Source organism: Paracoccus sp. MC1862 (assembly GCF_016617715.1).
Lineage (GTDB): Bacteria > Pseudomonadota > Alphaproteobacteria > Rhodobacterales > Rhodobacteraceae > Paracoccus.
This window is the reverse complement of record NZ_CP067225.1, coordinates 2264277-2280000: the sequence shown is the minus strand read 5'-3', so window position 1 is coordinate 2280000 and position 15724 is coordinate 2264277. Positions and strand designations below refer to the sequence as shown.

The window sequence follows — 15724 nt, the reverse complement described above, 5'->3', positions numbered from 1 at the left end:
TCCAAGTCAAGTACACTAACCAAGTCTTTCTCTTCGGGGAAAGGCGGGAATAGTTGCATGCTGATCTGGAAAGAAGTTGGCTTGTCCCGCCGAAGGACAGGCCGGACGCCGCAGGGATGCGGGTCTTTCTTCTTCCGGGTCAAATCAAGCGCGAAAAGGGCGTTTGGTGGATGCCTTGGCAGCAAGAGGCGATGAAGGACGCGATACCCTGCGATAAGCTTTGGGGAGCCGGGAATAGGCTTTGATCCAGAGATCTCCGAATGGGGAAACCCACCTGAAATCCGGTTATTGTCACCATTCGGTGTCAATAACCGGGTTAACCAGGTATCTTCAACCTGAATACATAGGGTTTTAGAAGCAAACCCGGGGAACTGAAACATCTAAGTACCCGGAGGAAAGGAAATCAACAGATACTCCCTTAGTAGCGGCGAGCGAACGGGGACCAGCCGAGCCGTGAGACTGACCAGAATGGCCTGGAAAGGCCAGCCAGAGCGGGTGACAGCCCCGTATGGGAAGGTTGATCGGACGCATTAAGTAGGGCGGGACACGTGAAATCCTGTCTGAAGATCGGGGGACCACCCTCGAAGGCTAAGTACTCCTTGCTGACCGATAGCGAACCAGTACCGTGAGGGAAAGGTGAAAAGCACCCCGACGAGGGGAGTGAAACAGTTTCTGAAACCGGACGCCTACAAGCAGTCGGAGGGGCCTTGAGCCCTGACGGCGTACCTTTTGTATAATGGGTCAACGACTTGGTCTGTCTGGCAAGCTTAAGCCGTTAGGTGGAGGCGCAGCGAAAGCGAGTCTTAAAAGGGCGAATGAGTCAGACGGATCAGACCCGAAACCAGATGATCTAGCCATGTGCAGGATGAAGGTTGGGTAACACCAACTGGAGGTCCGAACCGACACCCGTTGAAAAGGGTCCGGATGACGTGTGGCTAGGGGTGAAAGGCCAATCAAATCTGGAGATAGCTGGTTCTCCGCGAAAGCTATTTAGGTAGCGCCTCGGATGAATACCCACGGGGGTAGAGCACTGCATGGATGATGGGGGCCCACAGCCTTACTGAGTCTAAGCAAACTCCGAATACCGTGGAGTACTATCCGGGAGACACACGGCGGGTGCTAACGTCCGTCGTGGAGAGGGAAACAACCCTGACCAACAGCTAAGGCCCCCAATTCGTGGCTAAGTGGGAAAGCATGTGAGACTTCCAAAACAACCAGGAGGTTGGCTTAGAAGCAGCCATCCTTTAAAGATAGCGTAACAGCTCACTGGTCTAATCAAGAGGTCTTGCGGCGAAGATGTAACGGGGCTCAAGCCACGAGCCGAAGCTTTGGGTGTGCAGCAATGCACGCGGTAGCGGAGCGTTCTGTGATATGGAACGCTGCCTCTTTTGCGTCCTCAGATGCAACGGAGGCAATGTTCTGACTGTGAAGCCGGGCTGTAAGGCATCCGGTGGAGTGATCAGAAGCGAGAATGTTGACATGAGTAGCGACAAACAGGGTGAGAGACCCTGTCGCCGAAAGTCCAAGGGTTCCTGCTTAAAGCTAATCTGAGCAGGGTAAGCCGGCCCCTAAGGCGAGGCCGAAAGGCGTAGTCGATGGGAACCAGGTTAATATTCCTGGGCCAGGAGATGGTGACGGATCCTTGAGGTTGTTCGATCTTACTGGATTGATCGGGCAGCTGCGGGGTCCCTGGAAATAGCCCTCCATGAGACCGTACCCGAAACCGACACAGGTGGACTGGTAGAGAATACCAAGGCGCTTGAGAGAACCACGTTTAAGGAACTCGGCAAAATACCTCCGTAAGTTCGCGAGAAGGAGGCCCCGTTGGCGCGCAAGCGTTGGCGGGGGGCACAAACCAGGGGGTGGCGACTGTTTACTTAAAACACAGGGCTGTGCGAAGCCGCAAGGCGACGTATACAGTCTGACGCCTGCCCGGTGCCGGAAGGTTAAAGGGAGGGGTGCAAGCTCCGAACTGAAGCCCCGGTAAACGGCGGCCGTAACTATAACGGTCCTAAGGTAGCGAAATTCCTTGTCGGGTAAGTTCCGACCTGCACGAATGGCGTAACGATCTCCCCGCTGTCTCAAACGTGGACTCAGCGAAATTGAATTGCCCGTGAAGATGCGGGCTTCCCGCGGTTAGACGGAAAGACCCATGCACCTTTACTACAGCTTCGCACTGGCATCAGGATTGAGATGTGCAGGATAGGTGGTAGGCTTTGAAGCGGGGACGCCAGTTCCCGTGGAGCCACCCTTGAGATACCACCCTTCGCACTCTTGATGTCTAACCGCGGTCCGTTATCCGGATCCGGGACCCTGCGTGGTGGGTAGTTTGACTGGGGCGGTCGCCTCCCAAAGAGTAACGGAGGCGCGCGAAGGTTGGCTCAGAGCGGTCGGAAATCGCTCGTTGAGTGCAATGGCAGAAGCCAGCCTGACTGCAAGACTGACACGTCGAGCAGAGTCGAAAGACGGCCATAGTGATCCGGTGGTCCCGAGTGGAAGGGCCATCGCTCAACGGATAAAAGGTACGCTGGGGATAACAGGCTGATGATGCCCAAGAGTCCATATCGACGGCATCGTTTGGCACCTCGATGTCGGCTCATCTCATCCTGGGGCTGGAGCAGGTCCCAAGGGTACGGCTGTTCGCCGTTTAAAGAGGTACGTGAGCTGGGTTTAGAACGTCGTGAGACAGTTCGGTCCCTATCTGCCGTGGGTGTAGGATACTTGAGAGGAGTTGCCCCTAGTACGAGAGGACCGGGGTGAACGTTCCACTGGTGGACCTGTTGTCGTGCCAACGGCAGTGCAGGGTAGCTATGAACGGACAGGATAAACGCTGAAGGCATCTAAGCGTGAAGCCCCCCTCAAAACAAGGTATCCTTGAGAGCCGTGGAAGACCACCACGTCGATAGGCCGGAGGTGTACGCGCAGCAATGTGCTCAGCTGACCGGTACTAATGGCTCGATTGGCTTGATTTGATCCGGAAGAAGACAGATCTGCCTTCTTCCTCAGCATCACTTGGACAACACGTGGCGAAAGCCGCAACGCTGAGCGTTTCTTCCCCGGTCTGGTGGCTACAGCACGAGCGAAACACCCGATCCCATCCCGAACTCGGCCGTTAAGCGCCGTCGCGCCAATGGTACTGCGTCTCAAGACGTGGGAGAGTAGGTCACCGCCAGACCTGGAAAGAAACGCACATCCCTCTGATACGATAAACCAACCCCGCACCTTACCACCAGCGGGGACGCTGCCACAGGCAGCACGGACGCGGGGTAGAGCAGCCCGGTAGCTCGTCAGGCTCATAACCTGAAGGTCACAGGTTCAAATCCTGTCCCCGCAACCAAATTTATACAATATGTCAGCAGCTTACGCCCCGCCTCAAAGCGGGGCTTTCGCATGTCCGCAATCCACATCAACGCCACATCAACGTTCGACGAGGCCCCCGACAGCGGGGAGCCTTGATCGTGGCCAGGGGCCCTCACAGCACCATCTCGTAATGCGTGCTGCGGCCTCCACCTTCCCCCTTCCGCAGCAGACCGAGGTCGATCAGTGCAGCGATGTCCCGGTTCGCCGTGTCCTGCGAACACTTGGCAATCGTGGCCCACTTCGACGATGTCATCTTGCCCTCGAAGCCGTCGAGCAGACGGTTGAGTACCTTGATCTGGCGTTCGTTCAGCGCCAGCGCCCCGGCCCGTTCCCAGAACTGCGCCTTGGCGATCACGGCCGCCAAGACGCCATCCGCTCCATGGATTGCGCGGCCGAGGCAATCGAGGAACCACAGGATCCATGGAGTGACGTCCGTGCCGCCCTTCTGGGTCCGTTCCAGCTGATCGTAATAGGCGTTCCGTTCCAGCCTGATCTGCGCCGACATGCTGTAGAACCGCTGTGGGCTGCGCTCCGACCGAGCGAGGGCCAGATCGGCGATGGCGCGGGCGAGGCGGCCATTCCCATCCTCGAACGGGTGGATGGTCACGAACCACAAATGCGCCAGCGCAGCCTTGATCACTGGATCGGTTGTCAGGGGCGCGTTGAACCAGGCGAGAAAGGTGTCCATCTCGGCCGCGACCTCAGTGGCCGGTGGTGCCGCGAAATGCACGCGTTCCCGGCCATACGGCCCTGACACCACCTGCATCGGGCCCATGCTGTCGTCGCGCCAGTTCCCGACCCTGATGCGCGTCATGCCGCTGCGCCCCGTTGGGAACAGGGCGGCGTGCCAGGCAAACAGGCGCTCGGTGGTCAGGAGGGCTTCATAGTTCCGGGTCGCGTCCAGCATCACCTCGACGATCCCTTCGACGTTGCGGTCTGTCGGGGGCAGGGCGCCGATGTCAATCCCGAGGCGCCGGGCAAGCGAGGAACGGACCTGCGAGGCATCCAGCTGCTCCCCCTCGATCTCGCTCGTCTTGACGACATCCTGAGTCAGGGTCTGCAGCACGGCCTCTTCGCGCAGCTTGAAGCCCAGCGCCTCCATGCGGCCGATCAGACGGCCTTGGTCATGGCGCACCGCCGCCAGCGGGGCTGCGATGGTCGCGTCCTGCCAGGTCAGCTTTGGCCAGTCCGGCTGCTCCCAGATGTACACTACAATCTCCGCACTATGCGCGTCGATTATGCGGGGCATTCTCCGCAAGCGCAAGGAAGAACGCCGCAGAAAATGCGGAGTAAAGAGGGCCTATTCTCCGCAGGAGCCGAGATTCAGCCATGTGCCAGTCTACGGATCCAAGTCAGGCGGTTGGGCCGGCCTGCTCCGAAAGGCCCCAGACGGCTCTGGAAAGCGTCACAAGGGAACGCTGCCGTTCATGCAGGGATGCCTCGTTCCAAGAGGCGTAAGGCACGATGGAAGCGGCAGCCTTGTCGATGCGGGTATTTGCGCCCACCTTTGGCCGTTCGCTCAACGCCCGCGTCAACAGCAGCTTGGACTGCTGATACACTGGCCGCTTCTTGCTGTAGGGCCGATTGCCGAGAGAGGTGTTGATAGATTTCTCGACGAGGACGAGGTTGCCCAATCTCTGTACAACCTCCGGGTCGCTGATCGGTCCGAACTCTGCGGCAGCTTCGGCACTCGGGATCTGCGGGAAGATATGTTCGACCTCATACCCGCCGCTGACATAATTGGTGAGCCACCTCGTGCCCTCGGTTTCGCCATAGGCCAACAAGTCAACCTGCTGGGTCAGCTTGGCGAGGACGTACTGGAAGCGGTAGAGCTGCAGGCTGCGGAGCGCGAGACGCCCCACCGCGTCATCGAATCGGTTCGAAAGGTCCGCTTTCGCCTTGTCGAACCGAGCCACGATAAAGGCGTCCAGTTCTTCCTCGCTCTTGATGGCCCGAAGCTCCGTCGCCCATTTCGCAAAGTTGCGCTCGAAGTCACGCGTCGGCTCACGCGTGATGACGTAACAGAAGAAGAGGTTCTCGACCTCGGCCGCCAGCCGGTCGAACAGTGCTGGACCAAGATGGCGCCCCGCCAGCAGCAGGATCAGATGCTGCCGCGCTGCCTGGCCCCCGAGTAGCCGAATGTTGTCGAGGAACCGGTTGCGATCACCCTTCTCGTTCTTGCCTTCACGGAAGCACTCGTAGGCCCGAGCCGCCGCGACGAGCTCCTTGGCGAAGCCGATGGGATCGCGACCGTAACCGACCAGTCCGTCGTTCTTCGAGAACCAGCCATAGATCTCGTCTTCGCGCAGAAGTTCGACGTCGTAGCGGCTAAAGATGAAGTAGCGCAGAAAGCGCAGGGGTTTTTCGCCCATGCGGAAGATCGTGTCCTGCAACTCTTTCCAAGTGTCCTTGAGCCGGTCGAACTCGCCCTTGGGCGTCTTCATGAACAGGAGGTTCTTCAGCAGGTCCATCGAGTTCAGGCCGACACCGCGGTCGTTGATCGTCTCGAATATCTTCAACGCTTTCGCCACGTCCTCGGTTTGGATGCGGATCAATTTCACCTTGTTGGTGAGATAGCCGTAGAACTTGCGAACCGCTGCGACGTCCTGGCCGAATTCCGAGATGAGGAACCGGGTAACAACATGATGGGCGTTCTGCATATTTCGCATCGACTGGGTCCAAGCCTGGTCGATGGCGTTTCCATCGGCAAGGCGTGTCAGCGCGTCGCCACTGTCTTCGTACTGCAGGTCCAGCCGGTATCGCCGACGTTCTTCGCCCGAAACGTCTACCGCCGCATCGGCAATCTGGGCGTTCAACACGGACGAAGGTGGCGCACCAAGTTCTGCCAGCCGGTCGCGGAGCGCGCAAAGTGTGATGTAGAGGGTCGTCATGCGCTGCTGGCCGTCGATTAGGTCGAGCACGCCGTCTCGGCCCGGGCAGACAACGATGCTACCGATGAAGTATTCCGGTGCATCCTGAGCGGCACCATCGCCCATCTCTTCGCGAACGTCTTTCAGAAGCTGTTCGACCTGGTCCGTATCCCAGACATACTCGCGCTGATAGTCAGGGACGGCGTAGAAGGACTGAAAGAGGCTGGCGACCGAGCAGTCTTCGCTCTGAATTCTTTGAATAACCATGCAGCCTCTCCCTCATGATCGTACAGATGACACCTCGCAAAATCGGAGGAACTCTTCTAGGCCCAAGTTGCCGTGCTGGTGCCGAAATCGGGAAACCGGTCTTCCCGCAGCGCGCTGCGGCGCAAGGGTCGCCCGCCAGATGGACGGTGGCGGCGTTCAATCGAAGTGCACAATTGTGCCTATCGCCAGACGCGACAGACGCCGCCCCGCCGTGTCATCATCCCCCTGCAGCGAATCCCTGCCGCTCGTTGACAGCGTGAATCCATGAACCGGGCCGGGCGCTGCGCCGCGGTCGAGGCGTCTGGCGCTTCCCGCAGTGCTGCTGCCGGGCCCGGTTTCTACCTGCACACCCGCGCCTGGTCGCGCAGGACGGCGTAGTCGCTGAACATGCGGATGATCACGCTCCCGTCCGGAAGGGCCTCGACCCCGTCGGCCGCGCGTGCCTGATCGGCGGCGGTGTAGTCGACGACGGGCGGGCAGGGCGCGATCCTCTCAGAACCGGCCATCCCGCAGCCGGTCAGCCAAAGCATCGCGATCAGCAGGGCGCCGGACGGCAGCAGCGAGCATTTGGCGGTGGACGGCATCGTTTCTCTCTCTGGCGTCGAGGCGTTCGGCGACGCGCCCAGCGCGTTCGCCCGCACGGCGGAGGTTCAGCAACAACAGCAGGATCGCTGCGGCGGTAAGGATGAGGCCCGGCGCCTTGAGCACCCGGCCATGGGTGAGGAGCCAGCCGATCACCGCTGGCCCCGTTTCCAGTCATCGAGCCGCGCGTGGATGGTGACGGCGATGCCGATCAGCGCCACGGCGATGAAAACCCACCGCAGGGTGTCGAGGTAAGGCACCAGCGGGACGATGGCGGATTGGGTTTCGACCAGGACCTCTTGCGCGACCTCAACACCGGCGGCACCGGCGGTGGCCAGCCCGGCCGCCCCGCCACCTTTCAGAGTGCGGCTGTCGGCCAGAATTTCGCGGGTGGGCGGCACCTCTGGCGCGAAGGGCACGGGGCGCGCCGGGAACGGCTCGCCCCAGCTGCGGGCAGGGCCGAGGTCGATGTGCATGAAGCCCGAGCGGGGATAGGTGCCGAAGCCGAGGAAGCCAACGGCGCGCGCCGCTGCTTCGAAAGCCACCGGATCGTGGTTTGCCATCGCGATGTCGAAGGCCGTGCCCTGCATGTGCTTTGAGGCCGGGGCCCCGCCGACTGCGCGGTTGTGGCTGGGACTACGATAACCCGAGCGCACGATCAGCGGCTTGCCGAGGCGATTGCGCAAGGACTGCAGCCTGTCCATCGCCTCGGAATTGATCCTGATCGCGCCGGTGCCGCGGCAGGCGATCTCGGCGGGCGAGAAGCTGGGCCAGCGCCAGGCGGTTTCGGGCACGTCGCGGAAACGGGCATAAGTCGTGGTCGGCATGTCATTCTCCAGAAATGCAAAACCCCGCTTCTCGGCGGGGGTGGATGGCAGGTTTGACGGTGTGGGAAGTCGGTCAGTCGGTGCGGCCACGCTGGAAGGCTCCGAACATCAGGTCGCGCATGGCGCGGATGTCGGTCTCGATCCGTTCCAGCCTGTCAGCGTCGGCCTTGCGATCCTCGGCGCGCAGCTTGTCGATCCGCTCGCGCTCGAGACTGAGTTCGCGGTCGAGGCGCTCCAGCATCGCCTCATTGGTGAACGCTTTGCGCGTGACGGAGGCGGCGATGGCCAAGCTGCCGCCGATCAGCGCTGTGACGGCGGCGGTCAGACCGTGGTCGCGAAATGACTGCGCAGCGCCCTCGAGAAGGGTGGGTTCGTCGGTCATGTCGGAGGCTCTCAATAGTCGGTTTCGACGTAGAGGCCGGAGCAGTCGTAGGCGACGGCGCCGGCGGTGGCGCCGGTGTTGAGATAGAGGCGAGGCGACAGGAACTGGGTGCTGGCGGGCAGATCGACGGTGATCTCCTGCTCGAAGACCGCGCCTGAGACCTCGTCGACCACCCGAACCCAGACCGAGGATCCGTTGGGCGGGGCAGCGATGAAGACGGTCAGCACGCCGCCGGTGGCAATGGCGAAGGATGCGCCCATGTCGGTCAAGGGCGGCGCACCGGTGCCATCGTTGCGGACAACCTGCCAGTTCGCATGGGTACCACGCTGGAAGCCGATGCCGATGCAGTTGACAACAGCGGCCAGCGTCAGCGTCGTCGCAACCGCCGCTGTGGATCCGTAGAGGCCGAAAAACCCCATGCCGGTTGCCTGCAACGCCGTCAGTGAAAACCGGGTGGCGAAAGTCCAGCCGCCCAAGCCCGCTCCATTGCCACGCCAGCAGGCCCAACCTGCCGATCGCTGGTCAGCGGCGGCATCGACGGTGGCGGCAGAAGTAAGTCGCCAGCGGCGCATGGATGTCGCGAGGTTTGTGGCGGCCAGGCCGGGCGTCGAGACGGTGCCGACTGAGGTGATCGGCAGGCCCTCGGTGTTGATTGTGATGCCGGTCGAGGGCGACCAGTTGGCGATGCGGTTTACCCCGAAATGCGGCTGCAGCGGGAAATCCCGACCCGAGGGTCGCATGACGTCGATCCACGGCGCCCCGGCGCGGCTGCGGGCATAAACGGCCGCCTTCCCCGCTGGCGGCGGTGACGGCGCCGCGCTCAGGCCCGGCAGGATGGTGGGCTGCGGCAACTCCACGTGGCCACTACTGCGGTCGATCTTGATCGCCTCGATGAAGCTGCTGCCATCCGGGCTGACCTTCACGCTGAAATCGTCGCTGCCGAGGAGGCCGAACAGCGCCCGGGCGGAGAAGCCGGTCTTGAAGGCGAGGGCGGCATCGTTGGCCGGCGTCGCCTTGTTCACCGTCGCCTCAATCCCCGCGCCGTCGTTGTTGAGCAGCACCGCCGGCGTGTTGACCGACAGGCGGTTGTAGCTGTCGGCGGTGGCGCCGCCGAGGCCGAGGACCCGGGCCTTGAGATCCTGCGGCATGCCGACCGTCTCCCAGACGCTGCCGTTCCAGACCACGAATGCCTGTTCGTCGGCGATCCAGGCCAGCCATCCCGGTCGCGGCACCAGCCGCATCCAGGCGCCATCGACCCGAAAGGCGACATTCAGGTCCCAGCCCGCCCAGAGGCCGGTCGCCCCCGAGGCCACGATGTGGCGGTCCCCATCGGCGAGGCTGACGGGCGGGGCGGTCAGATCCCGGTCCAGCACCGACAGCTGGATCATGGCGTCGAGCAGCCGCAGCGCTTCGTTGTGGGTGACGTGCTTCTGGGCCTGCGCGGCCAGTATGTAGGGCAGCAGGAGATGGGTGGTGAGGTCGGACATGAGGGCCTTCAGAAGCTGAGGGTGACGGAGCGCACGGCACCCGGCCCGATCAGGGCGGAGAGCTGGCAGATGCGGATGTCGAGGCTGTCGCCGGAACCGAGCAGCGCACCCCGATCGGCGATCTGCTGGGCAGCGCTGTAGAGGACACTGGTCGTCGCCGTGCTCAGCCGGCGTTTCACGGTCGCGCCGTCGAGGATTTCCACCTCATAGGCCTCGACGTCCTCGGCGAGTGGAACCTCGCCCGCGCCCCAGCTTTCAGCGACGAGCGAGCGCGAGCGGCGCATCCAGCGGATGATCAGATCGCCGGGGCTTCGGGCCGTGCGCCACGGCTGTTCGACATGGACGACCGAGAACGGCCGCAGGCCCGCGCCGTCGGGCGTGAAGGGGGTCGCGACAAAGCTGTCATCGCTGATCGGACGTGAGGCGGGAGCGATCCGCCAGTTCCATGGCAGACCGAGGTCCGCCTCGCTGATGGGCAGCGACGCCAAGGCGCTGTTGAGGACCACGACCCTCGCGCCGGTCGGGACCACACTGACGATGGCGCCTTCCGTGCCGCGCTGGCCGCGCAGCAGGCGGGTCAGACGGTAACGTCCCGCTGCGATCAGCTCGGCCGATCCGGCCTGAACGATCTCCCATTGACCGGCCGTGGTTTCCACCGCCAGTGCATTGGCCCCGCCGAACAGGGTGATGTCGGTGACGCTCTCCAGCGTGCCGGAATAGAGATCGACCACCAAAGTATTGCCGAGATCGAAGCGCGACACCGGCCCGGCGTGGAAATCCGCCGCCAGCACGCCCATGCTGGCGCGGGTGCCGAAGGTGGTCAGCAGCTCGAAACCGTCCGCGGCGGCGCTGCGGTAGACCGCCAGTTCGCCGGGCCACGGCTTCGCATGAGCGGCGATCAGGGGACGGTGGGCCGGATGATCCTCGCGCAGCTGCGGCAGGTCCAGAATGACGACATCGGGCGCGCCGAAGACAACGGGCGTCGAGAGCGACGCTGGGCGCGGCTCGCCCGAGGGCAGATCGTAGACCAAACGGTCCTGCCGCACGGCCTCGATGCCACGCACGTCCGAGTCGGCGACCGAGACCAGCCGCATCTCGGCCAAGCGGCCATCATGATCGAGGAGGATCACGTCGGCGGGGTCCAGCGCCAGCCGCGAGGGCGGCAGGCGGAAGACGGCGGTTTCCCGGCCCACCCACGCCTCCATCAGCGCGCGGCGGCAGCGGCGCTCTGCTTCCTCCGGTGGCACCGCCATCGGAAAAGCTTCCGCGGCGATCCGGGTCGTGTCGACCGTGATGCGCCGCGCTTCGACCTGCGCCGCGTCATAATCCTCGTCGGCCCGCGCAACCTGCTATTTCAGGGCCTGCGGCAGTTCGGTCTCCTGGCCACGGGTCAGCTCCATCACCTCGCCCTGTGCGGACGCAGAGGCGACCATGCTGTCCGGCGTGATGGTGGCGCTGGCGATCGAACCGCGCATCACGAAGCGGATGCGACCCTCGCTTTCCACAGCATCGAAGCCGAACTGACGGGCCAGAGTGGTGATGGACGCGCGCGGGCTTTCGAGCGCACCGATGACATAGCCCTCGACGGCGCCCCAGAGCCCGGAGACGTCAATCTGCTCTTCCGGCATACCGGCGCGCAGGCAGAGTTGCCGCACGAGCGCGGCCAGCGACACGGTGCCGAGCCGCCCGGTCAGCCATTGGCCGAGCCGCCAGTTCGGTCCATCGGTCCAGACATCCGTCAGGCCGGGAAAGAACGGATAGGGCCGGGCGTCCCAGGTCCAGGCGGCGCATTCGGGCACGTGCACCATCGGGCCGCCGTAGAGCGACGAGACCGGGTTGTTCGCCTGCTTACCCCACCAGAGATACGTCGCCTCCAAATACGCCCGCTGGATCGCATCGTCCCGCCAGCCGCGCGAGAAATGCGGGGTGAAGCTCTCCGACGACTTCGGGTCGAAGAAGACGTTCGGCTGATTGGTGCCGCGGTCGATGGCCGGGCAGCCGAGCTCGGTGAACCAGATCGGCTTCGACTGCGGCACCCATGCGGTGGGCATCCCGCTCTCAATACCGCCCAGCCTGTTGAAATGCGGGTTCGACCACCAGGCGCGCAGATCCTTGAAGCGGAACACCCACGGTTTGCCGGCGGCACCGTCCGTGATCGGCGTACGGACCTGTGCGGTGTGGTCGGCCGCGGAAGCATAGAACCAGTCGAAGCCTTCGCCGCCGGCGATGTTCGCCTGCAGATAGGCGCGGTCGTAGATCGCGGGCCAGCCCTCGGCCGCTTCGGCATGTGTGAGGCCATCCCGCCAGTCCGATAGCGGCATGTAGTTGTCGATGCCGATGAAATCGATGTTCGGGTCGGCCCAGAGCGGATCGAGGTGGAAGAACACGTCGCCGCTGCCGTCCTGCAGATGGTGCCCGAAATACTCCGACCAGTCGGCGGCATAGCCGAGCTTCGTGGTCGGCCCGAGAATCGTCCGGACATCCGCGGCCAGGTCGCGGTAGGCTTGCACGGCGGGATTAGTGCTGGCGCTGCTGCGGATCGTGGTCAGGCCGGGCATCTCCGACCCGATCAGGAAGGCGTCGACGCCTCCGGCGACTTTGCAGAGATGCGCGTAATGCAGGATCATCCGGCGAAGGCCCCAGTTGCCGGGCGCACCTAGCCAGCTGACACTCTCGCCCGAGACGCTGAAGCTGGCAGGCGTCGCGCTGCCGAACAGCGCGGAAACCTGCGCGGCGGCTGTTCCGGTCTTGTCGACCGATCCTTCGTGACCGGCGGCCGGCGAACAGGTGATGCGGCCGCGCCACGGGAAAGTCGGCTGACCAGTCGCCGCAGCATTGTCGGAATACGGGTTCGGCAGCGTGTTGCCCGGCGGCACGTCCATCAGCAGGAACGGATAGAAGGTCACCCGCAGCCCGCGGGCCTTCATCTCCCGGATCGCCTGCACCACCGCGAAGTCGGCCGGGGTGCCGCCATAGACGGGCCGGTCCTCGGCATCACGGCTGACGAGGAAGGCATCGGCACGCGTAACGCCGTTCACCGACCAGGCCGATGGCGTCGTGGTCTTCGCAGCAACCTCGACCCCGGGCCGCACCTTGCAGCTTCCGGCCCGCAGATCATCCCCGAACCACGCGACCACCAGGCTGACGCTTTCCACCGCCGGTGCCATCGCCTGCAGCCTGTCCAGCGCCACGACGATGTCGGCGGTGTCTGTCATCGCGTTCAGGTTCTCGGCCGAGGTGGCGCCGCCCGGGGCCGTCGATTTCTTCACCGGTGCGGTCGCATAGCTGAACTCGCCCGAGGCGGGGATCAGCGTCACCGCTTTCACCAGTCCCTCCGCGGTGTCGGGATCCGCGAGCGGCCGGAACACCTCGAAGCTGATCTGCGGCAGCCGGTTGCCGTAAGGGCCGAGATCGAGTTCCTCGAGGACCACATAGGCGGTGCCGCGATAGCCGGGGGTGCTCCCTGCACCCATCTTCGCCGCAATGAACGGGTCCGGGCTCTGCGCTTCGTCGCCCGGATACCAGCGCCAGGTGACGCCGGTCCTATCCATGACCTTGCCGTCGGCCCAGACCCGACCGATGCCGGTGATCGGACCCTCGCATAGCGCCACCGCGAATGAAGCGTAGTAGCGGTACTCGGTGGTCCTGACCTTCGGCCCGGCGCCTTTGCCGCCGCCCTGACGGGTCGTGCTGGTTTCCTCGCGGAAATCGGTGGCCCAGATGATGTTGCCGCCAATCCGCATGCGGCCGTAGAGTCGGGGGATCACCGTGCCCTCGGTCGAGGAGGTGATGCGCAGGCTGTCGAGCCGCGCGCCCTCGATGCGCTGCGCCGGTGCCAGCGACGAGACGATCCAGCTGTCGACGGCGGAGCCGATGGTCGAGCCAATGAAGCCGCCGATGGTCGCCGCGCTGACGCCGAGGATCGTGCCGCCGATGCTGGCGCCGATCGCGGAGCCGGCGGCCGCGAGAACCAAGGTAGCCATGTGGGATCTTTCAGATGCTGTTGGAGCGCGGGAACAGGAAGGCGAAGGCGATGCGCCGCCGCCAGACCGGGGTGAGCGGCTCCTCGATCACGCCGAGCCGCTCGTATGAATGGATGAAGCTGTCGGGCCCGGTGACGATCCCGACATGCTTGGCGATGGCACGGGGCGCCATGCGGAAGAGAAGCAGGGCGCCCGGACCGGCCTCGGAAGGTGCGATCTCCGGCATCATCCGGCGCGCCCCCTCGGCCAGCACTTCACGCGGGCCGGCCTTGCCCCAGTCGCGGCTGTAGGGCGGAATGGGGAACGGCTCCGGGCCGACGACCTCGCGCCAGATGCCGCGGGCCAGCCCGAGGCAGTCGCAGCCGACGCCGCGGAGACTGGCCTGATCGTGATACGGCGTACCGAGCCACGACCGCGCGACGGCGATGACGTCGTCTGGATCAGCTGCGATCACAACACGCCCCCTTCATGGCCGCCGTCCTGGCTGGCATAGCGGAGGATGGCGTCCTGACCCGGAATATGCGGGAAGCCGCGGAAGCTGGTGGTGTTGGCGAACCTAGCGCCGCAGGTCTCAATGCGCTTGTCGCAACCCGCGCGAATGGTGAAGACGTCACCCTCGGCAATGGGCCGCACCGGTGCTTCCAGCAGCGTCAGCAGCGCGATGCCGTCCCGGACGTCGTGACCCAGCACCTCGGTGCGCCGTCCCGCGTTGGCGCCGCGCGTCCATTCTAGCGTGCCGAAGGTGAACCAGCCGGGGATGAAGCCGCCGAGCCCCGAGGCGGTGAAGGCCCGGTCGCGCAGGAGATCGATGACGGCGCCGGTGCCCTTGAAGGCGGGATTTTCGAGATCGACACCGCAGCGGGCATCGCCCAGCGCCGCGTCACACCCCGCCTGAAACGTCCGCCCGACGGTCAGGCCGAGCACATGCGCCAGCGACCGCACCTCGGCCACGAAGGCCATCCGGCCGCGCCGGATCTGGCCGACTGCGCTGCGGCGCATCAGCACCCGCTGGCTCGGGTCGGACCAGTTCACCCGCCAGAGCTCCACGCCGGCATTGTCCCAGTACCCGTCGAGAATGTCGGTCTCGGTGATCCGGTCCGAGGTCAGCACTCCGGCGGCATCCTGCGCATCGACGGCGAGATCGGAGCCGGAGCGGAATTCCGAGGCGGCAAATCCGCTTTCCGGCTCGAAGCTGGTGCTGGCGAAGGCCAGCGCCCGATCATGATCGGTGAAGCCCAGCGTGATGCCGTCTGCCCGGGTGATCCGCCAGCACCAGGCGAGGGTCGTCGTGCCGTCGTCGAGATGGGCCTGCAGCGCAGGGGAGAGGGATTTCATCGCCGAATCTCCAGCAGCGGAATGGATGTGATGGAGCCGAGCCGCTCGAGGTCGAGGGTGACGTCGAGCGCATCGGTGTCGAAGCGCACCGGCACGTCGAACTCGAAGCCCGCGGTGATGGTGACGCCCGCGGCTGGCGGTGCGTCGAAGGTGACGCCGCCAGCGGCAGCGTCCACCGCCCAGCCTGCATGCTGCGGGGTGCCGTTCAGGGCGATGATCACACTGCTTGCGACCGGCCGGGTGATCCCCCGCGACCAGGACTGTCCGCCCGAGGTATAGCGCTTGACCAGATGGAAGGCCGTCGTCGCGCCGTCGCCGGTGCCGATGACCTGGTCGGTCGGCTGCGGCGGCTGTGACGGAAGGCAGGACTTGTAATCGGCCCAGTCCTTGAACCGGAAGCCGTGGAGGCGGCCGTTCCGCGCCTCGAAGAAGGCGACGACCGCCGCCAGATCGTCGGCGCGGCGGATGCCGTAGGCGACGTCATAGCGGCGGCGCGAGTTGGCCCAGCTGGCATTGCGCTCCTCGTCGCCGGAGGCCAGCTCAACGATCTGGGTGCGCCGTTCCGGGCCGCCGCGCGCGCCGCGGCTGATGGTGTCGGGGAACCGGACCTCGTGAAACGCCATGGCTGTTC

The 15724-nt window shown here is 64.3% G+C and carries 9 protein-coding genes, 1 tRNA gene, 2 rRNA genes and 1 pseudogene; 3 read left to right on the top strand and 10 right to left on the bottom strand.

Going from position 1 to position 15724, the window contains the following annotated elements; all coding sequences use genetic code 11:
* The first annotated feature begins 142 nt into the window (after nucleotides 1–142).
* From JGR78_RS11260 to JGR78_RS11250, 3 genes are all read left to right on the top strand, one after another.
* Nucleotides 143–2972: ribosomal RNA gene (locus JGR78_RS11260) — 23S ribosomal RNA — on the top strand.
* Nucleotides 2973–3060: 88 nt separating this feature from the next.
* Nucleotides 3061–3175: ribosomal RNA gene (gene rrf, locus JGR78_RS11255) — 5S ribosomal RNA — on the top strand.
* 85 nt (nucleotides 3176–3260) lie between these two features.
* Nucleotides 3261–3337, top strand: a tRNA-Met gene (locus JGR78_RS11250).
* Nucleotides 3338–3472: 135 nt separating this feature from the next.
* On the opposite strand, the gene JGR78_RS11245 is transcribed toward JGR78_RS11250, so the two are convergent.
* From JGR78_RS11245 to JGR78_RS11200, 10 genes and pseudogenes are all read right to left on the bottom strand, one after another.
* Nucleotides 3473–4570, bottom strand: a complete 1098-nt coding sequence (locus JGR78_RS11245; protein WP_182793107.1) for a Fic family protein — start codon at nucleotides 4568–4570, stop codon at nucleotides 3473–3475.
* A 142-nt stretch (nucleotides 4571–4712) separates the two neighbouring features.
* Nucleotides 4713–6497, bottom strand: coding sequence for a DUF262 domain-containing protein (locus JGR78_RS11240; protein WP_182793106.1), 1785 nt, complete (start codon nucleotides 6495–6497; stop codon nucleotides 4713–4715).
* A 338-nt stretch (nucleotides 6498–6835) separates the two neighbouring features.
* Nucleotides 6836–7081, bottom strand: coding sequence for a hypothetical protein (locus JGR78_RS11235; RefSeq protein WP_182793105.1), 246 nt, complete (start codon nucleotides 7079–7081; stop codon nucleotides 6836–6838).
* A 150-nt stretch (nucleotides 7082–7231) separates the two neighbouring features.
* A complete protein-coding gene (locus tag JGR78_RS11230; protein WP_182793104.1) occupies nucleotides 7232–7906 on the bottom strand; it encodes a D-Ala-D-Ala carboxypeptidase family metallohydrolase in 675 nt (224 codons plus the stop codon).
* Between the two features lie 73 nt (nucleotides 7907–7979).
* Complete coding sequence (locus tag JGR78_RS11225; protein ID WP_182793103.1) at nucleotides 7980–8288, bottom strand: hypothetical protein; 309 nt, start codon at nucleotides 8286–8288, stop codon at nucleotides 7980–7982.
* 11 nt (nucleotides 8289–8299) lie between these two features.
* A complete protein-coding gene (locus JGR78_RS11220) occupies nucleotides 8300–9775 on the bottom strand; it encodes a DUF2793 domain-containing protein (protein ID WP_182805863.1) in 1476 nt (491 codons plus the stop codon).
* A gap of 8 nt (nucleotides 9776–9783) precedes the next feature.
* Nucleotides 9784–13758 (bottom strand): annotated as a pseudogene (locus JGR78_RS11215) (glycoside hydrolase TIM-barrel-like domain-containing protein).
* A 10-nt stretch (nucleotides 13759–13768) separates the two neighbouring features.
* A complete protein-coding gene (locus JGR78_RS11210) occupies nucleotides 13769–14212 on the bottom strand; it encodes an NlpC/P60 family protein (protein ID WP_182805861.1) in 444 nt (147 codons plus the stop codon).
* Entirely contained in the window at nucleotides 14209–15093 is an 885-nt protein-coding gene (locus tag JGR78_RS11205) for a DUF2163 domain-containing protein (RefSeq protein WP_182805858.1), read from the bottom strand. The genes JGR78_RS11210 and JGR78_RS11205 overlap by 4 nt, the downstream gene beginning before the upstream one ends.
* Entirely contained in the window at nucleotides 15090–15716 is a 627-nt protein-coding gene (locus JGR78_RS11200; RefSeq protein WP_182805856.1) for a DUF2460 domain-containing protein, read from the bottom strand. The genes JGR78_RS11205 and JGR78_RS11200 overlap by 4 nt, the downstream gene beginning before the upstream one ends.
* Nucleotides 15717–15724 lie beyond the last annotated feature (8 nt).